The sequence below is a fragment of the Paenibacillus sp. FSL W8-0426 genome (assembly GCF_037969725.1).
Taxonomy (GTDB): domain Bacteria; phylum Bacillota; class Bacilli; order Paenibacillales; family Paenibacillaceae; genus Paenibacillus; species Paenibacillus hubeiensis.
In genome coordinates, this window is record NZ_CP150203.1 from 6841501 (window position 1) to 6865210 (window position 23710).

The following is a 23710-nucleotide window of genomic DNA, read 5'->3' on the forward strand; positions in this document are numbered from 1 at the left end:
TCTTCGAATATTCGATTGTTCTTCCCGAAATCGTCTAAGCTTGTGGCGTATGCTAGAGTGCAGACAGCTGCTTGATCCATCCTTCCAGCTCGTCGACCAATCCTTTTGCAAGTTCGAAATCGGTATCTTTCAAGGCCAATTCGATTTGCATTTCGACCAACTTTTTCTTTTGCTCCGTTTCCAAGTAGTCTTTATCGAAATGACTGGCATAGATCATCTGTCTGAATTTTCGCATACTCATTTTTCGAATGGTCTTATTGTCAACGATCAGCACATAATCCATCCCGTTTACGACGGAATAGAAATCGTGCGAGACCATAACGATCGCACCTTTGTAGTCGATGATGGCTTTTTCCAGCGCGATCTGTGTATAGATGTCCAAATGGCTCGTCGGTTCGTCAAGCAGCAGCAGGTTGGCTTGACTGGCCGCGACTTTAGCCAATTGGAGCATGTTCTTTTCTCCGCCGGACAACGATTCGATCTTCTGCGCAAGGATCTCTCCTTCGAAGCCGTAGTTCGCCAGATACGCTCTGACCTCGTCATAAGTTTTGAATCCGGCGTCGATGAATTCATGCAGGATCGTATTCGAATCTTGCAGCGTTTCGCCTTGAAGCTGAGATAAGTACGCCGCTTTCGTATCCGCATGGACTCCGATCGAGTCGTGATGGTTTCGGAAGATGTCCCGCAGCAAAGTCGTTTTCCCGGTGCCGTTCGGACCGATGATCGCGACTTTATCCGTGGATTTGATCTCGAAGTTTACGTTTTCCAACAGCAGCTCGTCGAAGGACGCGCTATAATGGTCGACTTTTACGACAACTGCGTCTTCCATTTCATGCTCGATCCCGAAGCGGATATCCGGCTGCTTGATCTCGACGAACGGCGCTTTGATTCTGCGCGCTTCCAGTCTTTCTTGGAACTTGACTCTGGCTTTTAACGCTCGGCCTCTGGATGCTTCTGAATTATAAGTCGCGATCGCTCTGAGGTTGTCGATGATGTGATCGTATCGCTCGATCTCTTCTGCCTCAGCGACAGCGATCTCCTGCAGCTCGATTTTGGTCTGAAGCAGCGAGAAATGATATTCGACATAGCTTCCGTCAAACTCTTGAATTTCCGTATTTTCCAGGTGAATGATTTTGTTGAAGCAATGGTTTAGAAGATAGCGGTTGTGCGTAACGACCAGCAGCATGCCTTTGTGGGAGTTGATCAATTTTTTGAGCGCGTTCAGATTTTCGAAGTCCAAAAATACATCGGGTTCGTCCATGATCATCAAGTCCGGATTCGTCAGCATTTCCTTCATGACTTGAATGAGTTTGAATTCCCCGCCGCTTAAGGAGGTTACGCTAACATCTTTTAACTTCGCGAGATTGGCCAGATTCAGCTTCTTATGAATGCGGCTCTCGAAATCGTCCCCGCCCATCGATTCCAACGCGTCCAGAGTGAGTTGATATTTCTCCATCAGCGAATTCATATCCGATGTCGTCGCCATTTCGGCATAGATCACGTTGAGCTTCTCCTGAATCTTGGTAAATTCTTCACTAATATATTCAAAAACGGTCATTTCTTTCGCCGGGTCCACCTGAGAGAACTGACTGACGTAACCGATTCGGCAGTTCGGATCGATCTCCAGCTTGCCATCGAACAAATGCTTTTCCGGGTCCATCAGGATCTCGATCAGGGTGCTTTTCCCGCTGCCGCTTGTTCCGATAAAGGCGCAGTGCTGCCCTTCTTCGAGTGTGAACGAAATGTCGGTATACAGTTCTTTTTGCGGGAATGAGAAGGATAAGTGTTCAACTTTGATCATTGTGTTACCTTTCTTGGTAGCTGAAATGGGGTTGATTAGAGGTACTGCAGAACATGAATACGGAGTCTGCCGCACCTCAGATTAACACTGTTTACTGCCAAATTCAATGCTTAGACCAAGCCCCGTTTTATTGTTAAATGATGTCTATATGATTTACTGTTGGTGATCCTCAAGTGCATCGAGACTCTACGTCAAGAACCGGATCCCACTATTAGTGCCTTTTGGGTTTTGACATACGTTCCATGATCAAAGCCACCCTGCGCCTGCTGAAAAGTCGGATCATTAGAGCCATAAAGTAATTGCTGCGGCCATCGATGATATAGCTGCGCCCCTGATCAATTCCGCGGAATCCGGCCTGTACAACCTTTTCCGGGGTCGAGAGCTTCTGACCTGCTCCCATCTCCTCGCTGCCGACCGCATCGAAAAATCCCGTCTCGGTTGCACCCGGGCACAGTGCGAGCACGCGAACACCACGCCCGCGCGTCTCCGCCCATAGCGCCTCAGAGAAGGACAATACAAATGCTTTGGTACCCCCATAAACTGCAGAATATGCACAAGGCATGAACGCAGCCATCGAAGCCACGTTAACGATGACTCCATCCTTTCTCTCCAGCATATCGGGCAGCAGCCGATGCGTAAGATCAACTAACGCAGCCGTATTCAACAGAATCTCCTCCTGCTCGCGCTCCGGGTCTATTTCCTCGAAACGGCCATAAGTGCCAACGCCTGCGTTGTTAATGAGAATATCGACAGACAAGCCCAGTTCGGATATTTGTTCGGCCAGTTGACGCGGAGCATTCGCTTTGGACAAATCGCAAGAGAGTGCATAAGCCTCTACACCGTACTGGCGGTTGATTTCCCTTGCCATTGCATCCAGTTTGTCCTTGGAGCGAGCTGCCAGAACGACATGACAGCCTCGTGCCGCCAGTTCTTTGGCATACACTTTCCCGATTCCGGATGAAGCACCAGTGACTACAGCCAGCTTGTTTCGATATATATATTTGTTCAAGAAGCCAACCTCCTATTTAAGCGTCTCTGACGTAAATTAGCTTCATTGTACTGTCGGTGGAGGGAAGTCAACCACATCATGCTTATACTATTAGCGGGATTAACAGCCTCTGTACTCGTTATGGTTCTCTTTTGTAGAAACGGCATTCAACAGAGATTATAATAATCATATATAACGTTCTTTTGGTCCATTTGGTACTAGCAATCTGCATCTTCCCTATGAGTAAATAGATAAGTAAATAGAGGTGACCCACTTGAAAAAGAATCATTCTCCATCCGCATTGGGTGACTTCCTTAAATCGCGCAGGGAACGATTACAGCCGTCAGAGGCAGGGATCCAGCCGCTGCCCGGACGAAGACGTACTCCGGGTCTTCGAAGAGAAGAAGTCTCTTATCTTGCCAATATAAGCGTGACTTACTATGCCTGGCTGGAGCAAGGCAAGGAGGTTAATCCTTCGCCGGAAGTGCTGCTAAGTATCAGCAAAGCGCTTCAGCTTGACGAAGACGAGCAGAAGCATCTATTCGATCTGGCCAATGTAGATGTGGCGAGCGTCGTCACAGTGCCAAATAGCGAAGGGCCGGATACGAGAGTTTTGCAGCAAATCGTAGATCAGCTGCATTATCCTTCTTTTATCACGGACGAAGGTACGGACGTTATCGTCTGGAATCGAGCGGCAGAACTGATCGTAGCCGATTTCGGCAGTCTGCCGGACAACGAACGGAATATGATGGACATTATGTTTTTAAAGCCGGATTACCGCAATAGACTGGTGAACTGGGAAGCCGCTGCCCGTTACTCTGTAGCCGTTCTGCGGGCAGGCTTCGATCTTTACAAGAACAACCCGTTATATATGGAAAGGTTTGAACGCTTGACGCGGGAAAGCGCGGAGTTCGTACATTTCTGGGAGTTATATGAAATCAAACAAAAACGCGTAGCCACCGCTTTATTCCGTGTTCCTGACGCACAGGAGATGGAGTTCGAGCTCCATTCCGCGGCTGTAATCGATAATGACCCGGGACTGCACTGGTGTTTCTTTGTTCCGGTGCCCGGTTCAGGTACGGAGGAGAGATTACTGCGTTTACTTGAGCGGGACAGGCAGCTACCGTAGACTGTTACTCCCGTTAATAGAATAGATGTGCTGTGGCTAGCTCCCTCCAGTTGCTTGTATGATTCAGTGGATGACAACGATTGGAGGGTGTTTAGCATGCAAACATGGTTCATTACAGGAGCATCAGGAGGCTTGGCTTCACGTATAACTCGCCAGTTGCTTGATAGAGGGGACCGTGTAGCCGCAACGGTACGCAAGCCGGGTGTGCTGGATGATCTGCAGGCACAGTATGGCTCTGGGCTATGGCAGGCTAATTTAGATCTGACAAACTCTCAGCAAATTGCTGAAGTGGTGGAACGTGCATTTTTAGAACTGGGCACGATCGATGTGTTTGTCAATAATGCAGCCTATGGCTTGTATGGCGCAGTGGAAGAAGCAAGCGACAGGCAAATTGAGCATCAGTTTATGACCAATGTGCTTGGCTCCCTACGTGCAGCGCGTGCAGTCCTGCCCTTTTTCCGTAAGCAGGGCGGCGGTCACATGGTACAGATTTCGAGTATGGCGGGTCATTATTCTATTCCGGGTATGGGGCTGTATTGCTCTTCGAAATGGGCGGTCGAAGGAGCCTTTGAAGCGCTGGCTAAGGAAGTGGCTCCGTTCAATATTAAGACCACTATGGTGGAGCCCGGCGGAATCCGAACGAATTTCATTACAAGCAACGCCGTATTCGGCGAGCGGATGGACGAATACCGGGATACGGAGGCAGGCCAATTCGTTAGCATGATGAAGGGAGAACTGCCTGGTATAGATATGAGCATGTTCAATCAAATGGTTGTCGGCGATCCGGATAAAATGGCGCAGCAGATTATCCGTCGTGTCGACCAGGGAGAGGGCCCGATACGTATGGCGTTGGGCAGTGACGCCTATGAGCAAATCCGGGCAGCCCTGCTGGACAGACTGGCCGCTCTGGAAGCACAGAAAGAGCTGGCTTACTCCACTGATTCAAATGATGTGGTAAAACCATTTTAAAGGATACCAAAGCATTCGACATCCACGACAACTGATATGCTCCTCTGAAGTAGCCGATTTATTTATTAACCCAGTCTACTTAAAGGGGAGCTTGTTTAGGGATTTTCGTTATTTGTGATACGGTTCAGCTTAACGGGTCTACGGCGAATTTTAAAAGTACCCAATTAATTAAATGACCATTTAAGCAACTCAAAAACCGGGATTCGCCAAATAAGGCGTCCCGGTTTTTGACGTTCTATGTTGGGTTAATCATCTCAGATAGCAGAGGATATTTTTCTCTCCCTGATCCTTTATTGAAATCCATCTTTCAGCCAAGCGCTGGCTAATGCAGTAGCACCGCGGGCGGCCAACGTATCCGCCAAAGCATTCAACATGACGAAATCATGAATGATTCCTTGATAACGCACCGTTGTGACCTCTACACCAGCTTCCCGAAGCTTATTCCCATAGGCCTCGCCTTCATCTCGAAGAACGTCGGCTTCCGCCGTAATGATGAGAGCTGGAGGAAGATCGCGAAGCTGGTCGATGGAAGCTCTCAGAGGAGAAGCATAGATTTCATTTAACTCTTCCGGTTTGTTGATGTACTGTTCCCAGAACCAAGCCATCCCGTCACGGCGAAGGAAGTATCCTTCGGCAAATTCATGATACGAGTCCGTATCCATTCCCCCATCCGTAACCGGATAGAATAGCAGCTGGCGTTTAATCGCAGGTCCCTTTCTTTCCTTAGCAATCAACGTTATTGCCGCTGTCATGTTGCCGCCAACGCTATCGCCGCCGATGGAGATATGATCCGAATCCAGGCCATGATCCTTGCCGGAGGAAGCGATCCATTGCAGCGTAGCGTAGATCTCTTCAAGAGCTGTCGGGTATTTGACTTCGGGAGACAAGCTGTAATTAGGAAATACGATGGCCGATCCGCTTCTGACCGCTAGCTCGCGAATCAACCGATCATGGGTATGGGCATTACCGAACACCCATCCTGCACCATGTATGTACAAAACCGTTTTAAGCAGTTGGCCAGCCGTGTTCTTCGGACGCAGGATCCGAACGGACACTTGACCGCCTGGTCCGCCTGGGATATTGAGATCCTCAATGTCTACATCTTTTTTCTTGGTATCTCCCGACTGAACTTCGTCTACCGTCGCTCTCCCCTGCTCAGGTTCAAGATGGAATAAGTAGGGCGGATTCGCAGTTGCCTCAGCAAATTGTTGTGCGGCGGACTCCAGAATAATTTTTTTGGTCATTTTCAACATCTCCTCATATCACATTAGTTTTAAGAAATTAAATTGTGCACAATTATTAAGGGTAAAAAAATTCGTTTCTATTATTGGGACAGCCAAGAATTGGCCAACAGCATTGCTCCGCGTGCAGCATTTGTATCCTTTAAGGCATTCAACATTACAAAGTCATGAATAATGCCTTGAAAGCGTACAGCCGTTACAGGTACACCTGCTTCTCTGAGCTTGTTAGCATAGGCTTCGCCTTCATCTCGCAGGACATCCGCCTCACCAGTGATTACAAGCGCTTCCGGCAATCCCTTTAACTGATCCTTCGTTGCACGAAGCGGTGAAGCATAGATTTCGTTTCTTTGTTTCGGATCTGTCGTATACTGATCCCAGAACCACTGCATACCATCACGACGCAGGAAATAGCCCGTAGCGAATTGTTGATAGGAGGCGGTGTCGAATTTGGCATCCGTAACAGGGTAGAAAAGAAGCTGCTTGCTAATTTTCGGGCCTTTACGGTCTTTAGCCATCAATGTAACCGCCGCCGTCATATTGCCCCCCACACTATCTCCAGCTACTGTGATTTTCTGTGAATTCAGTCCATTATTATTTCCATCTTTGGCCACCCATAGTAGCGCTGTGTAAATCTCCTCGATAGCAACCGGATATTTTGCTTCCGGAGAGAGATCGTAGTTCGTAAAGACTACAGCTGAGTTGGAACCAACGGCTAGCTCACGAATGAGACGCGAATGTGTCAGCTCGTCTCCAAATACCCAACCTGCTCCGTGGGTGTACAATATAACCGGCAGATCTTTCGTTACTCCCTTCGGACGAACAATAGTAAGTGACACGCTGCCTTTTGGTCCGCCTGGAATCGTCAAATGCTGAAGATCCACGTCTGGCATTTCCACGTCACCTGATTGTACTTGATCCACGGCTTTCCTTCCCTCTACTGGGCCGAGATCGAACAAATAAGGAGGTTTGGCAGTATCCTCGACAAACTTCTGAGCTGCCGGTTCAAGCACGACTTTATGATTAGAAGTGGTGGTGTTATTTTCCGACACCGTGGAACCGATCGAAATCTGCTTATTCTGAGCGTCGTAGACGGTCGAAACGTGTAGAGCATCCGCTAGGGTGCGAACCGGAAGATAAGTCAAGTTCTTATAGCTGATCGGCAAAACCTTGTTACCGTTCGCATCCGTAGGAGCATATTCCGCGCCATTGACCTTAAACTTGATATCATTGTTTAAATATGCCGTGATCTTCTCTTGATGGGTTCCTGCATATACGCCGGCCGTGCCGGTAATGGTCATGCCGAGCGCCATCATGGCCACAACGGATGTTTTGAATTTGTTCTTCATTTTCGGGTTCTCTCCTTTGTTATTCCATTCATTGGTAATCATATATTGCATCAATGGCAGGCCTTTGCCGTCCAATGTAGTTATGGCCATTATTAGTTGTTAAAAATTTAATTTTGCACAATCTTTACGGGTAAAAAAAAGATCATAACTTTTGCAGCTCCCAGAGAATATCCTCCGGTTCCATTCTTTTGGTAAAATCGGGATTCACATATGCGGAACGGATAACGGCGTATTCGTCAATCATGAACGTTCCCGTCATCGGAAGCACCCAATGATCTGTCCCATTGTACTCGTGCAGATCAATATTATGGCTTAAGTACATGTCCCTCAGATAGTCAGGCACGTCATACAACAGGTTATATTTGGCGGCAACGATTCCCTTAGGGTCGCTGAGAACTTTAAATGACATTTCTGCTTTCTCTTGATCAGACAGTGTATAATCCGGCAATTGTGGACTGACTGCGATAAGCTGCGCGCCTAGCGCCTGAATGTCGGGGAGAATCTCTTGGTATGCTCTTAACTGCCGATTGCAGTAAGGGCACCATCCTCCTCTGTAAAAGGTAAGGACAACGGGACCTTTTGCCAGTTCGTCGGCTAAATTTATTTGGTTCCCAAGTGAATCTGACAGTTCAAAGTCCTTGGCTTTCGTCCCGACTGGTAGCCCTGTGGCGTTCCCTCCCTCTTGAAGCTGCTGGATGACACGTTGGTGTATCGCCTGCACTTCAAAAGGGCTTGCTGCCGTAATCTTCTCTAACGCTGAAGTTAAGGTCATAGTTGACATGATCACACCTCGAATGGATTATTTCCCGCTAGTCTGAACGACTTTCTCTACTAACTCTTTGATCGTTTTGTTTAATTCCGAGACATCTTCGATTGACATTCCGCTGGCTGAGAGGAGTTCGGATGGAATACAATCGGATTGCTCCTTAAGGGCCAACCCTTTCTCTGTGAGCAGGACCAAGACAACCCTCTCATCTTCCGTTGATCTTACTCTCCTAATCAGTTCGTTCATCTCCATCCGTTTCAGCAGCGGCGTCAAGGTGCCTGAATCGAGGTCTAATTGTTCTCCCAGTTCTTTCACCGTCCGCCCGTTACTTTCCCAGAGGGATAGCAATACGAGATACTGAGGATAGGTAATTCCCATCTCCTCTAATAGCGGTCGATACAACCGAGAAATAGCTCGGGAGCAAGTATATAAGGAAAAGCAAAGGTGTTCGTTAAGTTGCAGCATGTGAGGTCAACCTCTCTATAATGTTGATTAATGATGTGACATGTACTTCACCTCATTTTAAGTTGTTTGCAAATTAGTTGTGCACAACCTTTATAAGCCAATAATACATACCCCTCTCTATATTGTCAACGATTTAATTTTATACAATTTAAATTTAGGGAATTTTTTTGAACACGTATTTCATGATAGGCGCTAGAGATGCCCGCTCAATAGTGAAGATTCCCAGGTAACGTGGCGGAGGTCACGTGCACCTAGAAGTTCGTCGAGTACTGGAAGAAGCGTGGATTTGAGATCGTGCAGAAGAATGAGGTGCGACTGATGCAGGATAGAGAAAATCATCCCGAGACTAACCTGACGTTTACCGACCAGGCCGTGAAGCTAGTCAAAATAGGAGCTGAGTGTAATTCTCGAACACCCAGGGGTTGTCCCACGCCCAGAAGACGCGGGCTATGAGGCTGTGCACGGGAAAAGATAGCTTTGATTTACTCGGTATGTACCCCAGAATGCAACTGGGACTTCTCTAAGTAAATAAGAACTCTACTTAAAGCGCTAAAATTGGACGGGCGGTTTGTTCTCCTATTCCTTTATCACCTGCCTCAATCCCTAGGATTCAACATCACGCCGACCCCAAAAGCCCGTCGGTTGGTGCCATCTCCTTACTCGGATTCTCCACTTGGTTGACAGTGTAAAATGAAAGACAAGACAAATACCCCTTCTTGTGAAAAGGGGTACGTTATCTTCATAAAAACCACCGGATGTTCTTTCAAGCCAGTGCTCAGAAAGTTTCAGTTCAGGATTACTCCCTGTTCGCTATTTGCTCCTGAGCGAGACGGACCAATTCCCTAACCATGGAACCGCCAATTTTGCCACCGACATGGCCTGCTGATTCTGTTGTCAGTTGACCATTGTTTCCTGGGTGCAGAGGCACACCAAGCTCCTTCGCCACTTCGTATTTTACATCGTCTGGTTGATTCGGATTTACGGTATATCCTTCGCGCTTCATTACATCTGCTTTGAACGCTTGCATTCCCTGTTCGACCCCTGGCACCGCATATTTTCTCCTTCTTCTTGCCATCATACAGCACTCCCCTCGATGTTATTCCATAACATGCCCGGAAGCACAAAATTTCATCCCTATTCCCTAAAATTTATGAGTTAAATCATCATCTCCTCATAATCTCCCGATCAAAGTACTTTTGATTCATTTACTAAAGACGAAGAAGCTGTTTTTGCACTTCTCACTTGCTAAAGAATCTGAAGCGACTGGATCAGTCGCCAAATTCAGCAGGCTATGAAACAATTGTTTTATTGACAATAGTCATTCGTAAAGCATAATGCCTCAAACAGACGTTTTTTAAAGATCTCAAGGCCAGGAAACAGCATTTTCGCCCTACTTATGAACGGTTCAGCCCGCTAACTATTACGGCAGGTTTGATAAGCTATCATTCCAGAATAAATTTGACAGATTTAGAGTACAACCCTGTGTTCCAATATATTTTTCAAACTGATATGAGACTTTGAGGGACCCAGCTTTAAAAGGGAATCTTGAAATTCGGCAAGTTCCTCAATCGATGCCGTTTGTACCTTGATAAGATAATTATATTCTCCGCTTATTCGATATAAATCCGTTACTTCCCTAGCCATTTCACAAAAATCAACGATCATCTGGCAATGTTCTGTTTTGACTAGTATAAACGTAGTCATGCCCCGATTCAGATTCTTTAAATTTAATTCTGTGGAATACCCGGAAATTATCTTCTTATCTTCAAGTTTCAAAATCCTCTCTTTAACTGAAGGTTGGGACATACTGACTTCTTTACTGATTTGAGAGATAGACATTCGTGCATTGTGTTGAAGCAGCTGCAAGATCTTTTTATCCATATCATCGATTAAATGATCCACCCCCATCACTCCCTTGAATTGAATTTTAAAAAACTAAGCCATATCCATTAAAATAGCTTATATTTAGTTACCATCCTTTCATTATATCCTCATATAACATATGTAATTCAACAAGTTAGTAGCTGTATACTATAAACAACATTCAAAATATACACAAGGAGAAATCAAGAATGAGCATAAACGGTCTTTCACATGTGGCGATCCAAGCCAAAAACTATAAAGATACTATTACATTTTATATTGAAGTTCTAGGGTTCAAGGTTGGTCATCATTGGTCTCTGCCATCCTTTCAAATCAAAGAAGCCTCCATGCTAGTTTCACCTGACCAAAGAACCTGTATTGAGATCTTTGATAACGACGCTGTCATCCCTGCTCAAGGGAAGAAAGCATCGTCTGAAGAAGATATAACTTACGGAGCGTTATTACATTTAGCCTTCTACGTGAATAATGTGGATGAAATGTATCAAAAAGCCCTTGCTCATGGAGCAAAGGCTTTTATAGAACCGGATTACCTTTCACTTGGCGAACCCCCACTTTTAGTCAAGAATGCTGTCATTCACAGTCCCAACGGAGAAGTTATCGAATTTATTGAAGAGGTTGATTTTGATATGTCTATCAAGACTCATGCAAATTAAGCTTTATAACGAAAACTTGCCCTTATTTGTGATACGGTTCACCTCAACGGGTCTATCGGCGAAAAATGCGAAAAGGAGCTGTCGCGGCCAGCTCCCTTGTACTGTAATCAATCCAATTCGGCGCGAGAGAATAAATCCCTGATTGCTCTTGTTTGACATACGACCCGCTATAAAAATGAAACTATTGTCGCAGCTCTAGCTCTTTTTTGTCTTATCCCAAGCAAATCAGGGCAAAAACATCCTGGTTACGGAAAATCCAGCTCATCATCGATGACATGGAATATCTCCCTATTCCGCACCGGATACCGGGCATCCAGTTCCTCCCACTGCAGCTTCGGTAAAATCAAAAAGTCGTGCGTATCGGAAAGATACGAGGCCTCAAATCGTCGAATTTCGTATTTGTCCCGGATCAGCTCCTGAAAGCCGCGAATCGTGATATAGCGATCATTTCCGGTAAAGGTAAGCGCAATCGAATGCAGTTGTCCATTGTAGGTAACGTCCAGTCCTTTGTCCGTAGACGTCACCTCGACCGTTTCATCTGGAAGCCGTTTACCGAACAATCGGATGATCTCCTCGTCATCCTCTCCCCAATCTACAGTGACGCTGTATACAAAAGCCCATAGAAAGCCACCGAAGTAATCGGCAGCCTTATTATCGATGATTCAACTATCGTTCCGTTAGAACTATGGAGCTATTTAACGAAACGATACCAAAAACTTTATTCAAGTTTTTTCCAACTCTGTGTGGTGGCTGATCTACCATCATCATCTTCATCATTGACTCTTCCAAGTTGTTCAAGGGACTTTTTGTGTTCCTAGCAAAATAGTTCGTAGTAAGTAGAAGATTATGATAGCAATCTAATTTTTTATATCGTATGATTCTTCACATACCATAAGATTTTGCAATAATAAGCTTCATAATATATATCTTATTACACTTTAGGGGAATAAGGCGTACTGCGGATTATTTATATTTTCCGTACGGGAGTTTTTTCGGAATGGAGAGACTATGAAAAAAAATATTGTCTTTATGATTGCATTACTTATACTGTTCACCGGCTTCGCAACACCAAGTTATGCATTATCAGATTCGCAATCTGATTCAATACAAGCCTTGTTGGATGATGCAAGCCGTATATCAGGTGTACCGGGAATGTCAATCTCCATACTTACGAACAATGAAGTACTCTACTTTTCTTCCGGGTATGCAGATCGTGAAAAGGGACTGTCAGCAAGTGAAAATACTCTATATGAGCTGGCTTCGGTAAGTAAAGCTTTTACCGGCATGGGTATTCTGCTGATGGAAGAACAAGGACTGCTGTCAATGTCAGACCCTATCCAGAAATATTTGCCTTGGTTTACGTTAAAGTATCAGGGGAAACACGTTGATATGCAAAGTATGACACTCAATAACTTTTTACACCATACTAGCGGCTTAACAAATGGCAGTCACAGTCAAAACATTCCACAAGGCAATACGCCGGATATGTTGCAAAAAACCGTAGAAATGCTCGTAGATTCTGAATTGTCGTTCTATCCCGGTGAGCAGTATAATTACGGAACTGTTAATTATGACGTATTAGGTCTGGTTATTGAGATTGTGTCGGGACAAAGCTATGAAGACTTTATGAGGGAACAGGTATTTCAGCCGTTGGGTCTTCACCAGACGTATGTTTATAAAGAAGATGCTCGAGCCACCGGACAGTTGGCACAGGGCTACCGTTCTTCCTTTTTTATGACAACCCCATATAACGCGCCGGATTTTTCCGGGAATAAACCCGCAGGCTACATCATTTCTTGTACAAAAGATATGGCGCGTTGGATGGGCATACAGATGGGTATTGTGCAGGACATACCCGAAATATTCCATACGGTTATCGAAAAATCACATCAGGGTGATATGTCTGTTCCTGCTGTCAACGAAATGTATTATGCGGCGGGCTGGTCGGTAAACGCCAACCAAACGATTATAGAGCACCCCGGGGGCAATCCCAATTTCGGAACCGAAGTGGTCATACTGCCAAATGAACGAATAGCCATCAGCTTGCTGACCAACGGCGAAAATATCAATAGAAGCATGGTACTAAAAGTTAAAGATATATTAGATGGCAATCTGACGCAGTCATATGGAATAAGCGGCACACAGCTTTTGGACATCATTTTGTCGTCTGCCACAATTATTCTTTGCCTATTGGCTGTTCTGTTCTTTCTCTTAGGATTACGCAGAAGGAAAACGAATGAGCGGCAGCCAATGACAAAAAGGCGAATAATCGTAACAGCTATTTTGCTAATTGCTACGATTGTCCAGTGTATAATATGCTATGCATTAGATTGGTCAGAGATACTTATTTGGCGAACATATAGTGTTCTTACAGCTTTGATTTCGGCGGCCTTATTAACAGCAAGCATTACATGGTTTGTATACACTCACCGATATAATGCCTCGCTCCGAAAATAAGCATTTCATTCGTTCGCCTTATTGAAAAAACGCGAAGATTTCTTTTAATGAGAGAACAATATCAGCTTAGAAAGAAGTGTCAGGCACCCCCTATTTTTCGCCGTCACTTATGGTAGGGTTCTCCGCGGTTAATCTTCACCGCCCGATAAATTTGCTCCACTAGCACCAGACGCATCAGCTGGTGCGGCAAGGTCATGCGCCCAAAGCTCAAACGCTGCTTCGCGCGGCGCAGCACCTCATCGGAGAGCCCATGGCTCCCTCCGATGACAAACACGACATGGCTCGTCCCGTACGTGCCGAGCTTGTCGATTTCCGCGGCCAGCTCTTCCGAGCTCCAGAGCTGGCCATCAATGGCGAGCGCGACGACATGCGCCTCGCTCTTCACATGCGCGAGGATGCGTTCGCCCTCGCGCTCTTTTACCGCCCGTACCTCTGCTTCGCTCAGGGTATCGGGCGCTTTCTCATCCGCGACCTCGATCATCTGAAATTTGATGTACGGGGCGAGGCGCTTGGCATATTCCTGAATGCCCAGCGTCAAATATTTTTCCTTCAGCTTGCCCACGCCAATAATCTGAATCAACATAAAACCATTTCCTCCATATCTTCAATCTCGGTATGTATCCATTTATGAGCGATGCCTCCACACACCGTATATCCTCTAACGAACCTCACACACCTTATTCAGCCTCATTTACACATTTTGCGCGCCTAATGAACTTCAGCCACGCTAATACGCAGCATTTAAGCCATATGCACATCATTCCGGGCAAATAGCGTGGCTACGGTTCGTTAGCGCAAACATCGACCCAATTTACTCCGAATAAGACGTCTGAAGTTCCTTAGCATGATTGCCCCCCTGCTCGACCTCCCCACAAACAGCACAAGACAGCACACCACGCCAATGCGCAAACTCCCCCACAAAACGCAAAAAGAGCGCTCCGACACGCTCTCTTTGCTTCTTGCCTGTGATGTTCATACCGGATGGAAGGCAGGCCGGGGACACCCTATCATACAGTGCCTGCGGCCGTTCGTTCCTACAGTACGCTAAACGACGAGGAATTCCGCGTGCTGTTCGCATTCGGAACATTTGGCAGGCGGGTCCCAGTCGGCAAATTCCGTCTCCTTCAGATCAACGATATCCGGAGCGTCCTCATACTCATCGACGAACTTGTCAATGGCGATGTCCACGTGTTCTTTGCATACAACGTACATCCGTTCAAGCATCCTTTCTGTAACCAGCTATGCTCCCGATTCACAACCGCTTATCCATACAGGATAGCCACTTCTCTGTTCTATCACACCTCAGGCTGAAAAGAAACCCCTAACTCCCATTTATCGTGCCCAACTTCCAGAAAACCTCTCCATTCGCCACGAGCAAACGGCAAAAAAAGCGCCCTCTCCGGGCGCTGTATCATACATATATTCGGTTAGGCAGCTCCATTTACTCCAACCCGGATTGCGCCTTCGTCAGCAGCTTGCCGCCCTGAAATGCCAATACCGCATTGGCCCCCGTATCGCCAACCCCTTTGTAGTTATAAACCACCATATTTTCTGCTTCGCTCAAGGCTTCTCCCTCACCGCCCAGGATGTCGATTACTTCGTCAAACGTCATGCCCACTTCAATTTTCTCGTACTGTGCAAACGTAATAACTACGCTATCGCCCCTGCCTGCGGAACCGTTATTGCCTAGTCCGGCAGATGAGCTGCCTCCGCCCTGGCTTGCAGCAGCGACGCTTGCGCTCAGCTCATCCAGCTTTTTTTTCAGATCCGTAATTGTAATGTTCTGTTCTTCCAGCTTGCCGGACTGTTCCTCCAGCTTTTTCTCCAACGCGGCTACGCGGTCCTCCTGCCAGGAAGCATCGCCGCCGGATGCAGCATTCGTTTCTGTCTTGCTTCCGCATGCCGACAATACGGATAACAGCATCATAAGCGAAGTTCCGCCAAGCAGCAGCTTTCTAGCGTATTTCATAGTCCCAGGGCCCCCTATATTCATATCTGCTTCCATTCATCCGTCCAATACAACAACTCAGGCGCAGCACCAACGCCAACCCTCGACCATCGTCTCATGTCCTATAAGGCATAGTACTCACATGCTAACCAGTGTATCATAGCAGAAAACTTCTGTAACTGAGACTTTCGCTCTGGGCCCATCCGCTTAATCGGATAAACAAAAATCCCCTATATTCGCCAAACTGCGAGCCATGCCTGCATCAGACAAATGACAACGCCGTTCCCGAACAGGGGATACTCGCAATAATGTGCAACTGATAAACGGAGTGACTCCGTGCCTTGATCGAACAAGCAACAAGGCGGGACGATCTCCGCTTCGTTTTACTCCGGTTTATCTGCCAGCGTTACGCTGACCTTTTCCACTTTGCCATCGCGGTAGAACGTCACTTCCAGCGTATCGCCGATTTTCTTTTTGTCGTACAAGTACTTCCGCAGATCCAGCGTAGAGGTAATCGGTTGCCCGTCAAATTCCGTAATGACGTCGTTCAGCTTCAGGCCGGCTTCGGCAGCCGGACCGGATGCCTCCAGCACAACCACCCCGCTGTCTACATGCGAAGGCAGCTTCAAATCCTTGCGCTGCTCATCGTCGAGCGGAGCGTACGGGTTGCTAAGATCAACGGTGTACACGCCCAAATATGGACGCGTTACCTTGCCGTGCAGCAGGAGGGCATCCACCGTTTTCATCACTTCATTCATCGGGATCGCAAATCCAAGCCCCTCTACGCCCGTATCCGAAATTTTCATCGTATTGATGCCGACGACCTTGCCGTTCAGGTCCACCAGCGCACCGCCGCTGTTCCCTTCATTGATCGCCGCATCCGTCTGAATGACGTTTTGCTCCCAATCGTACACGCCATCCTGGTTGATCGACACCGGCAGAATGCGATCCGTGTAACTGACGATGCCGGAGGTCAACGTACCTCCCAGTCCGAGCGGATTACCGATGGCCAGCACCGTTTGCCCGCGCTGCAGCTTGCTCGAATCGCCGATCTCGGCTGCCGGGCCAAGCCCTTCCGCATCCGCAGACAGCACGGCAATATCGCTCACCCTGTCCTGACCGACCAGTTTGGCTTTGTGCGTTTCGCCATCTACCGTCACAATTTCCAAGTCGCTGGAACCTTCAATAACGTGATGGTTGGTCATGATGAAGGCTTTGCCGTCTTCCTTCTTGAAGATAACCCCGGAACCGAGCGCGGACTCCTCCATCGACAGACTGCTGCCCGTTTTGTGATTGACGATGCTGACGACGGAAGGACGGACCTTCGCAGCCGCCTGGATAATCCGGTCATACGGATCGGCTGCTTGCGCCGCTTGAACCGAGCCTCCGCTTCCGCTGCCAATGACGTTGGACAACGGGACTGCTGTCGGCTGCGAAATGAAGCTGTAAAGCATCACCGTCACGACCGAGCTAATCACCGAACTGATGACAGCCACTTTGACGGTCGAACCGAATCCGGAGCGGGAACGCGATCTGCGCGGGTTCTGCCAGCGATCGCGCCCACCGGGGCGGAGAATCTGAAGCTTGCCTTTCTGTACAGGCTCGGCGCGTCTTGATACCTTGGTTGAATAAAAGTCGTCTCCAAACAATCCCATCGTGATCCTCTCCCCTTCGTTGTCACGCATCAAGACCTTGACTGCCGCCTGCCCTAATGTTCGTCGCGAACATGAACCGTCGCGCATCCCCGCATCGTTCACGCAAGCGACGGACAAAATTTCCGATCACTATTCCTTAAGCATGCTGCATCCATCATATTGGCGCTTGCCCGTTTTGCTACTTCATGCTCATTTTCGGAAATCTTTCATATCGTTACATTTTCGAAGGCAGCGGATGCCATCGACTATGTATAACAACATCGCTTCCATCCCGGTTCGCCATGCTGTTTGCAGCCTGATATTTATGCATAAAGCTTCTCGATTCCACACGAACTTATGGCCTTTAATCCAGCCCTCTATATACTAAACACGAAATATTCCAAAAAGTTGCATAATCATGAAGATGATCGTAAATTCTCTGCATTTTTTCTGTCTTCCGCACCCTGCGGCTAATTAGTCACACTATCTATCACCACAAAAACAGCCCTGCTAACCGCCTATTTCCGGCGTAAATAAAATAATTTCCAGTCCTGCCGAGCCGTCCCTTTCAGCATACACGCCATTCCAGCCAATTTGTAGAGGGAAAAAGAGGAATGTTTTCCACGTCCTCTGACTACAATAATAGTAAAAGATATTCGAAGCTTCATAGAAGGAGGGTTAATGTTGAATCGCACACGCACACTCACAGCTATGGAAGAGGTTCATATGGCATCCAAACTGGCCGACCTGAAGGAAGAGCATTATCGCAACACGCTTGCGCTCAGTACGATGATCGAACTGCTGGTGGACAAAGGCATACTCACCCGCGAAGAGGTGGAACGCAAGGCTGCCGAACTCGACAGCTTTATGGCTGACCCACCCTATCCCATGGCGTAGGTCGGTCGTAATACGTGTCGCACAGCCTGAACTCATGGTCCTTATAAAAGCAACCGCGGCTCTCCATGGCATCGCGCACCGACATTCTGGCCAAATCGATCATATTATGGTCCAAGCTAAGGTGCGCCAGATAGGTGCGCTTGAGGCGCCCGTTCATCAGCTCGCTGAGCGCCGCTCCTGCCGCCTCGTTCGAGAGGTGCCCGATATCGCTCAGAATGCGACGCTTCGTATTCCACGGATAACGTCCCATGCGCAGCAGCTCCACGTCGTGATTCGCCTCCAGAACGAGCACATCCGAATCTGCAATCGCGTCGCGCACCTTATCGCTCATATAGCCGAGGTCGGTCGCCACCGCCAGCTTCTCGCTGCCGTCATCGAACGTATAGCCGACCGGCTCTGCGGCATCATGGGAGATGCCGAACGATTCGACGCGCAAGGAACCGAAATCCTTGTTCTCCCCCGTCTCGAAAATACGCCGGTTTTCCTCCGGAATGGCTCCGACCGATTTCTCCAGCGCTTTCCACGTGTTCGTGTTCGCATAGATTGGTAAATTATATTTGCGGGAGATCGCGCCTAGTCCTTTAATATGATCCGAATGTTCGTGCGTGACCAAAATTCCGTCCAGCTCCGCTCCCGAAATCTCCCGTTCCAGAAACAGTGCCTCCAGCCGCTTCGCACTGAGCCCAGCATCGATCATCAACGAGGTTCCCCCATGTTGGATGACTGTTGCATTTCCCGTCGAACCGCTGGACAACACGGTAAAATATATCCCCATAACGCATTACTCCTCTAGTTTGTCTGTCTTGGGACTGAATACATCCCCGCTGATACCCTGCACGTACAGAATCTCGCCGCTTTCCAGCACGAACCGCCATGCCGGCATCGCCACTTGCATATCCGAGTTGAATAACTGACCATAATATCCCAATTGAATATCCTTCACGATGGCATCATTGGGCAAAAAGTTCTCGATCAGCGTTCCCAGCGCCTTCGACGCCGGGAGCACCTGCTGCTCGCTGTCCTCCGTTGTCGTGATCCGCACCGGCGTCTGACGGTAACCCGTAATTTTCTGATCGCTGTAGAACAGCTCCAGGCTGACGTTGAAGAGCGGCCATTTCCCGTCCACCAACGGATGAAGAACGAAGGCCCCATCTTCGGCCATCAGTTGATCAAGTCGATAACTGCCGATTTGTACAATTTCATCTTTTAGCGCATTTTCCAACTCGCCCTGTGCAAAGATCAGCTTGCTGTCGATCGGTTGATCGAGATTGACTTCAAGGCCCGCCTTATCCTCTTCAATGAACTCATAGGACAGTTTCGGCAGCTTCGGCGTTTCACTCGGGATGGGGGCAAGCACTTGAATGCCCTTTTCCTCCATCGCCAGCTGGGTATTGTCCGCCAGGGAGGTGAAGTCCAGATTGGCTCCGGCCGTCTCCCGGGCATCCACCCAGATCTGATAACCAAGCACCAGGTTAAGCAGCAAAAAGGCGTAGATCAACACATTTTTCGCGCGTCCCCAATCCAACAACCTCACCTCCGCTATGACATGATTCAAAAGAAAACCGTTACACTAGGCCATTCCTATGACACCGTGGTCTCTTCTCCGTTCGTGAAACGGATGACCCATACGGGGATCAGCTTCAAGCCATCCTCCGTCGCAGACGGGCGGTATGCCGGATATACGTCCTCTACCTGACGAGTGGAGCCGGTCACCTTTTCGATCAGTGCCTTCAGCTTGTCCCCTCCCGAGAGCTTGACCGCCTTTTTGGTCTCCGAGCCTTCGTTCAGGTACTCCAGCGAACGTTCATAACTCGACACCGTTTCCTGCTGCATTTCCATGCTGATCGTACCGAAACGGAATTGCGCCAGATCGAGAATCGGAAAACTGCCATAGTACTGCTGGAATTGGAGACTGGTCCGGTTATCGCTGGATTCGATCATCATGCGGGACCTGCCCTTCCACCCGCCATGCTGGTTGACGAAATCCACCGCAGACAGCGCATCCTTGGCCGGGTCGCTCTGACCCGCCGGCGGTGCCGCAGGATCGGTATACGTCATCCAGCGCTGCTCCTGTTTGATTTGCAGACTGCGCTTGCTGTCCGTATAAATCTCCGATCCGTCCTTTTCCCGAATGTTTCGGGTCATGCTTGGATCGAAGAACAGGCTGCGCTGCATCTGCTCGACCGTGAATTGGCCTGTCGGCACCTCGGCTTCGATCGTTTCCAGCGCCGCCCTTGGAATGTAATATCCGCCTTCCATCAACGTATACGGCGTCCAATTGCTGCCGAAATCCACATGCTGCTGCACGTCCTGCACGGTCAGGTCGGCCTGTGCAGCTTCGTATACCACATCACCTTTGGCACTAAAGAACAGCGCATGCACCTTAGAGTCGTTTTTGGCCGTATAAATGGAAATTCGGTTGATCGTCTCTCCCTGGAACAGCGAGTCCGTGCCAAGCCGCATTACCCGCTGCAGCAATTGCACGGGAATGCCTTCTTTGAAAGACAGCTCAAAGCCTTGATTCTCCTTGCGAATCTTCTCCCAATTCACGGATTGCACGTTTCGGCGCTGGAAATCCTCAAACGTCCGGCCCTGAATCCGCGAATAGATCAACTGATAAAAGGTATTGCCCGGATAGAACACGGTATGTTTATCCCCACCCAAATGAATAATCATCTGATCGGGGAAGATCAATTCCTCAATATTGCGCTCCTGGCCCATATTCTCGGTTTTGACATAGTTTGTCTCGGAGGTGACTACCGAATCGCCGCCGCCAGGCAGACGATAAATCAAGAAATAGCTCTGCACGAGGCTCGCAGCTACCAGCGAAGCAAGCACGAGTGACTTAATGCGTTCCTTCACTGTGCTCACCTCCTTCGCTCCGCATCGGCAGCTTAAACGTAACCGTTGTGCCGACGTCCAGCTCCGATTCGAGCGAGATGCTGCCGTCATGCGCTTTTACGATTTCCCGGGCAATGGACAGTCCGAGCCCTGTGCCGCCCATGCTGCGGGATCGGGCCTTGTCTACCCGGTAAAACCGCTCAAAAATGCGGTCCAGGTCCCGCTGCGGAATACCCACCCCGGTATCGCTCACCGAAACGGCCAGCGTATTCCCGCCTTCGCGCCTTGCCGAAATCGTAATCGTGCCGCCCTCCAGCGTGTATTTCAGCGCATTGGACACCACGTTGTCCAGCACCTGGTCGATCTGGTCGCGATCCAGCGGAACAAGCGGCATCCCGTTTTCCACCGACAACACGGACTGAATATCCTTCTGATGCATCTGGAAGGAGAAACGGTCCGTCACTTCCTCCAGCATTTCCAGCACATCGGTGGGCTGTTTGCGGAGTCGCGCCTCTTTGGAATCGAGCCGCGACAGATGCAGCAAATCGGTAACCAGCCGAATCATACGCTCCGTCTCGTTTTGGATGACGCCCACGAAACGGCCCGCCAGCTGCGGATCTTCCAGTGCGCCGTCATCCAGCGCTTCGGCATAACTCTTGATGGTTGTGAGCGGCGTGCGCAGCTCATGGGATACGTTGGCGACGAACTCCCTCCGCGACGCTTCCAGTTCTTCTTGCTCCGTGACGTCCTGCAGCACGGCAATCGTCCCCGTAATGCCCAGGTCGCGCCGATGCACAGGCGTGAATGTCATGCGGATGACGACAGGCTCCTCCTGCCCGGCTGGCGCAATCTGCAGCAACGTCGATCCGGTGAATCCGCTCGCCAGCGCCTCGGCATCCTCCGGATCTATGCCGAGCAGGACGGCAAAATGCCTGCCCTCGATATCCGCAGGACGCATGCCCAGAATGCTGCTGGCGCGGCGGTTCACCAGTATGACTTTGCCATATTCATCGGTTGCCACCACGCCGTCGCTCATATTGGTCAGAATCGAAGTCAGCTTTTCCTTCTCTTCTTCGTTCTGGGAGAGAGCGTCGCGCAGCCTGCTCGTCATATAGTTAAAGGCCCGGCTGAGCTGTCCGATCTCATCCGTGCCGAATACGGGCGTCTGCTGGTCGAAGTTGCCTTCGGCCACCGCCGTGGCCCGCCGCGTGACTTCTTTGATTGGCTGGGTGATCGTATGCGACAGGATCACGCCAAGCACTGCCGTTAGCACCAGGGCGATCAGAATGCCCGAAATGAAAATTTTGTTGATGCCTTCCATGGTGGCGTACAACTCGCTCATCGAAGCGGCGATGTACACTGCGCCGATAATTTTGCCGCCGGACATGACCGGCTTGGCGACGACTTTTTTGCGCACATTATCTTCGTCGACAATGTACTCTTCATTATCCCGAATGCCTTGCAAGGCACGACTAACTACGGTTTGCGTGTTTTTCCGCCCCACGTAATCGGAGTGCGAGCTTAAAGAGGTCGTCAGCACCTTCCCGCTGGCATCGAGAACCTGAATTTCCGCACCGTTGATATTGAACAGATTGTTCACCAACACGCGCAGGTTTTCCGTACGGTCTTCACCAGCCTCCGGGTCGCCGCCAGCCAGCGTTTCGCCCACCAGCACAGACAACATTTCAGCCCGGGCCTGCAAATCCTCCGTAAAATTGCTCGTTAACGAATTCTTCATCGCGCTGACGAAATAAACCCCGATCAGTTGCATCGCAATCAGGATTAGCAGCACATAGATAATAATCAGCTTGGCTTGAATCGTGCGAAAGAACGAAAACTTCAAGAAGCGGCTCATTACAGACCTACGCTTTTGGGGCTGCGCACCAGATAACCGAGACCGCGCCGGGTCAAGATCGTTTCCGGCTTGCTCGGATTCTCCTCAATCTTCTCGCGCAGGCGGCGAATCGTCACGTCGACGGTCCGCACATCCCCGAAGTATTCGTAACCCCATACTGCCTGCAGCAGATGTTCGCGCGTCATCACCTTGCCCGAATTTTTCGCCATATAATAGAGAAGCTCATACTCGCGATGAGTCAGGTCGAGCGGTTCGCCTCCTTTGTACGCTGTATACATGTCCATATCGAACGCCAGGTCGAACAAACGCAGCACTTGCTTCTCATCATCCTCTGGTGCCTCCGTTGACGCTGCAGCGATGACCGGCTTCTGCCGCCTGCGCATCTGTGCCTTTACCCGGGCAAGCAGCTCGCGCGTACTGAACGGTTTCGTGACGTAATCATCCGCGCCCAGCTCCAGCCCGAGTACCTTGTCGATCTCGCCATCCTTGGCGGTCAGCATGATAATGGGCATCTCCAAATGAGCGCGAACTTCACGGCATACGTCCATGCCGTCTTTGCCCGGCAGCATCAAATCCAGCAGCATCAGGTCCGGCTTCTCGGATAGCGCCAGCTCAACCGCACGAATGCCGTCAAAGGCACAAATGACCTCATACCCTTCTTTCTCCAGATTAAACTTCAGAATGTCCGCGATGGGCTGCTCGTCGTCAACCACCAGAATCTTTCCCTGCATCTGCTGTATTCACCCCTATATCCTGCATGATCCGCCGCAGCGGTCTATTTCTCTTTTCTATATAAGCAACGCTTCGCTTCTCCAGATTGGTTCTGCCTCTCCGTT

Annotated in this window: 23 protein-coding genes; 5 read left to right on the forward strand and 18 right to left on the reverse strand. The window is 49.0% G+C overall.

Annotated features, from left to right (window positions below; all coding sequences use genetic code 11):
- Positions 1–52 precede the first annotated feature (52 nt).
- Both MKY59_RS30865 and MKY59_RS30870 read right to left on the reverse strand, forming a co-directional pair.
- Complete coding sequence (locus MKY59_RS30865; protein ID WP_339275399.1) at positions 53–1801, reverse strand: ABC-F family ATP-binding cassette domain-containing protein; 1749 nt, start codon at positions 1799–1801, stop codon at positions 53–55.
- 211 nt (positions 1802–2012) lie between these two features.
- Positions 2013–2810 (reverse strand): SDR family oxidoreductase, encoded by a 798-nt coding sequence (locus MKY59_RS30870; RefSeq protein WP_339275401.1) that lies wholly within the window; start codon positions 2808–2810, stop codon positions 2013–2015.
- A 244-nt stretch (positions 2811–3054) separates the two neighbouring features.
- Between MKY59_RS30870 and MKY59_RS30875 the strand changes: the two genes are divergently transcribed.
- Entirely contained in the window at positions 3055–3918 is an 864-nt protein-coding gene (locus tag MKY59_RS30875) for a helix-turn-helix transcriptional regulator (RefSeq protein WP_339275403.1), read from the forward strand.
- Positions 3919–4014: 96 nt separating this feature from the next.
- The gene (locus MKY59_RS30880; protein ID WP_339275404.1) at positions 4015–4887 is read left to right on the forward strand and encodes an SDR family oxidoreductase; all 873 of its coding nucleotides are present in this window, start codon (positions 4015–4017) and stop codon (positions 4885–4887) included.
- 290 nt (positions 4888–5177) lie between these two features.
- Here MKY59_RS30880 and MKY59_RS30885 read toward each other — a convergent pair whose 3' ends face one another.
- The 6 genes from MKY59_RS30885 to MKY59_RS30910 form a co-directional block, all read right to left on the reverse strand.
- A complete protein-coding gene (locus tag MKY59_RS30885; protein ID WP_236413607.1) occupies positions 5178–6131 on the reverse strand; it encodes an alpha/beta hydrolase in 954 nt (317 codons plus the stop codon).
- Positions 6132–6211: 80 nt separating this feature from the next.
- Positions 6212–7177, reverse strand: coding sequence for an alpha/beta hydrolase (locus MKY59_RS30890; RefSeq protein WP_236413757.1), 966 nt, complete (start codon positions 7175–7177; stop codon positions 6212–6214).
- 439 nt (positions 7178–7616) lie between these two features.
- The gene (locus tag MKY59_RS30895) at positions 7617–8255 is read right to left on the reverse strand and encodes a peroxiredoxin-like family protein (RefSeq protein WP_236413609.1); all 639 of its coding nucleotides are present in this window, start codon (positions 8253–8255) and stop codon (positions 7617–7619) included.
- Positions 8256–8273: 18 nt separating this feature from the next.
- Entirely contained in the window at positions 8274–8705 is a 432-nt protein-coding gene (locus MKY59_RS30900) for a MarR family transcriptional regulator (protein ID WP_236413611.1), read from the reverse strand.
- 796 nt (positions 8706–9501) lie between these two features.
- Positions 9502–9780 (reverse strand): alpha/beta-type small acid-soluble spore protein, encoded by a 279-nt coding sequence (locus MKY59_RS30905; protein ID WP_236413758.1) that lies wholly within the window; start codon positions 9778–9780, stop codon positions 9502–9504.
- A 392-nt stretch (positions 9781–10172) separates the two neighbouring features.
- A complete protein-coding gene (locus MKY59_RS30910) occupies positions 10173–10607 on the reverse strand; it encodes an Lrp/AsnC family transcriptional regulator (RefSeq protein ID WP_236413613.1) in 435 nt (144 codons plus the stop codon).
- A 170-nt stretch (positions 10608–10777) separates the two neighbouring features.
- Here MKY59_RS30910 and MKY59_RS30915 point away from each other — a divergent pair, with 170 nt between their 5' ends.
- The gene (locus MKY59_RS30915) at positions 10778–11242 is read left to right on the forward strand and encodes a VOC family protein (RefSeq protein ID WP_339275406.1); all 465 of its coding nucleotides are present in this window, start codon (positions 10778–10780) and stop codon (positions 11240–11242) included.
- Between the two features lie 245 nt (positions 11243–11487).
- Here the strand turns inward: MKY59_RS30915 and MKY59_RS30920 are convergent, their stop codons facing one another.
- Positions 11488–11802 (reverse strand): hypothetical protein, encoded by a 315-nt coding sequence (locus MKY59_RS30920; RefSeq protein ID WP_339275407.1) that lies wholly within the window; start codon positions 11800–11802, stop codon positions 11488–11490.
- A 448-nt stretch (positions 11803–12250) separates the two neighbouring features.
- Between MKY59_RS30920 and MKY59_RS30925 the strand changes: the two genes are divergently transcribed.
- A complete protein-coding gene (locus tag MKY59_RS30925; protein ID WP_339275408.1) occupies positions 12251–13699 on the forward strand; it encodes a serine hydrolase domain-containing protein in 1449 nt (482 codons plus the stop codon).
- A 103-nt stretch (positions 13700–13802) separates the two neighbouring features.
- On the opposite strand, the gene rlmH is transcribed toward MKY59_RS30925, so the two are convergent.
- From rlmH to MKY59_RS30945, 4 genes are all read right to left on the reverse strand, one after another.
- Entirely contained in the window at positions 13803–14282 is a 480-nt protein-coding gene (gene rlmH / locus MKY59_RS30930; protein WP_236413617.1) for a 23S rRNA (pseudouridine(1915)-N(3))-methyltransferase RlmH, read from the reverse strand.
- 461 nt (positions 14283–14743) lie between these two features.
- Positions 14744–14911 carry a CxxH/CxxC protein gene (locus tag MKY59_RS30935; RefSeq protein ID WP_236413618.1) on the reverse strand — a complete coding sequence of 56 codons (168 nt, stop codon included), beginning with the start codon at positions 14909–14911 and terminating at the stop codon, positions 14744–14746.
- Positions 14912–15140: 229 nt separating this feature from the next.
- Complete coding sequence (locus MKY59_RS30940; RefSeq protein ID WP_339275409.1) at positions 15141–15668, reverse strand: hypothetical protein; 528 nt, start codon at positions 15666–15668, stop codon at positions 15141–15143.
- 362 nt (positions 15669–16030) lie between these two features.
- A complete protein-coding gene (locus tag MKY59_RS30945; protein WP_236413620.1) occupies positions 16031–17302 on the reverse strand; it encodes a trypsin-like peptidase domain-containing protein in 1272 nt (423 codons plus the stop codon).
- 660 nt (positions 17303–17962) lie between these two features.
- Between MKY59_RS30945 and MKY59_RS30950 the strand changes: the two genes are divergently transcribed.
- Positions 17963–18178, forward strand: coding sequence for a hypothetical protein (locus MKY59_RS30950; protein WP_339275410.1), 216 nt, complete (start codon positions 17963–17965; stop codon positions 18176–18178).
- Here the strand turns inward: MKY59_RS30950 and MKY59_RS30955 are convergent.
- Genes MKY59_RS30955 through yycF form a run of 5 tightly spaced genes read right to left on the reverse strand, consistent with a single transcriptional unit; the run spans position 18147 to position 23605 of the window.
- On the reverse strand, positions 18147–18953 hold the full coding sequence (locus tag MKY59_RS30955) for an MBL fold metallo-hydrolase (RefSeq protein WP_339275411.1): 807 nt from the start codon (positions 18951–18953) through the stop codon (positions 18147–18149). The genes MKY59_RS30950 and MKY59_RS30955 overlap by 32 nt on opposite strands.
- A 6-nt stretch (positions 18954–18959) precedes the next feature.
- Positions 18960–19703, reverse strand: a complete 744-nt coding sequence (gene yycI / locus MKY59_RS30960; RefSeq protein WP_236413624.1) for a two-component system regulatory protein YycI — start codon at positions 19701–19703, stop codon at positions 18960–18962.
- A 56-nt stretch (positions 19704–19759) separates the two neighbouring features.
- Positions 19760–21040 carry a two-component system activity regulator YycH gene (yycH, locus tag MKY59_RS30965; protein WP_236413626.1) on the reverse strand — a complete coding sequence of 427 codons (1281 nt, stop codon included), beginning with the start codon at positions 21038–21040 and terminating at the stop codon, positions 19760–19762.
- Positions 21024–22874 (reverse strand): cell wall metabolism sensor histidine kinase WalK, encoded by a 1851-nt coding sequence (gene walK / locus MKY59_RS30970; protein ID WP_236413628.1) that lies wholly within the window; start codon positions 22872–22874, stop codon positions 21024–21026. Before walK ends, yycH begins: the two co-directional genes overlap by 17 nt.
- On the reverse strand, positions 22874–23605 hold the full coding sequence (yycF, locus tag MKY59_RS30975) for a response regulator YycF (protein ID WP_339275416.1): 732 nt from the start codon (positions 23603–23605) through the stop codon (positions 22874–22876). Before yycF ends, walK begins: the two co-directional genes overlap by 1 nt.
- Positions 23606–23710 lie beyond the last annotated feature (105 nt).

What these genes read in the sequence shown, in the direction of transcription:
- MKY59_RS30955 (WP_339275411.1), bottom strand. Translation starts at nt 18,953, where the DNA reads ATGGGGATATATTTTACCGTGTTGTCCAGCGGTTCGACGGGAAATGCA.
- MKY59_RS30925 (WP_339275408.1), top strand. Translation starts at nt 12,251, where the DNA reads ATGAAAAAAAATATTGTCTTTATGATTGCATTACTTATACTGTTCACC.
- walK (WP_236413628.1), bottom strand. Translation starts at nt 22,874, where the DNA reads ATGAGCCGCTTCTTGAAGTTTTCGTTCTTTCGCACGATTCAAGCCAAG.
- MKY59_RS30915 (WP_339275406.1), top strand. Translation starts at nt 10,778, where the DNA reads ATGAGCATAAACGGTCTTTCACATGTGGCGATCCAAGCCAAAAACTAT.
- MKY59_RS30895 (WP_236413609.1), bottom strand. Translation starts at nt 8,255, where the DNA reads ATGTCAACTATGACCTTAACTTCAGCGTTAGAGAAGATTACGGCAGCA.
- yycF (WP_339275416.1), bottom strand. Translation starts at nt 23,605, where the DNA reads ATGCAGGGAAAGATTCTGGTGGTTGACGACGAGCAGCCCATCGCGGAC.
- MKY59_RS30945 (WP_236413620.1), bottom strand. Translation starts at nt 17,302, where the DNA reads ATGGGATTGTTTGGAGACGACTTTTATTCAACCAAGGTATCAAGACGC.
- MKY59_RS30940 (WP_339275409.1), bottom strand. Translation starts at nt 15,668, where the DNA reads ATGAAATACGCTAGAAAGCTGCTGCTTGGCGGAACTTCGCTTATGATG.
- MKY59_RS30935 (WP_236413618.1), bottom strand. Translation starts at nt 14,911, where the DNA reads ATGTACGTTGTATGCAAAGAACACGTGGACATCGCCATTGACAAGTTC.
- rlmH (WP_236413617.1), bottom strand. Translation starts at nt 14,282, where the DNA reads ATGTTGATTCAGATTATTGGCGTGGGCAAGCTGAAGGAAAAATATTTG.
- MKY59_RS30905 (WP_236413758.1), bottom strand. Translation starts at nt 9,780, where the DNA reads ATGGCAAGAAGAAGGAGAAAATATGCGGTGCCAGGGGTCGAACAGGGA.
- MKY59_RS30950 (WP_339275410.1), top strand. Translation starts at nt 17,963, where the DNA reads ATGTTGAATCGCACACGCACACTCACAGCTATGGAAGAGGTTCATATG.
- MKY59_RS30865 (WP_339275399.1), bottom strand. Translation starts at nt 1,801, where the DNA reads ATGATCAAAGTTGAACACTTATCCTTCTCATTCCCGCAAAAAGAACTG.
- MKY59_RS30880 (WP_339275404.1), top strand. Translation starts at nt 4,015, where the DNA reads ATGCAAACATGGTTCATTACAGGAGCATCAGGAGGCTTGGCTTCACGT.
- MKY59_RS30900 (WP_236413611.1), bottom strand. Translation starts at nt 8,705, where the DNA reads ATGCTGCAACTTAACGAACACCTTTGCTTTTCCTTATATACTTGCTCC.
- MKY59_RS30885 (WP_236413607.1), bottom strand. Translation starts at nt 6,131, where the DNA reads ATGACCAAAAAAATTATTCTGGAGTCCGCCGCACAACAATTTGCTGAG.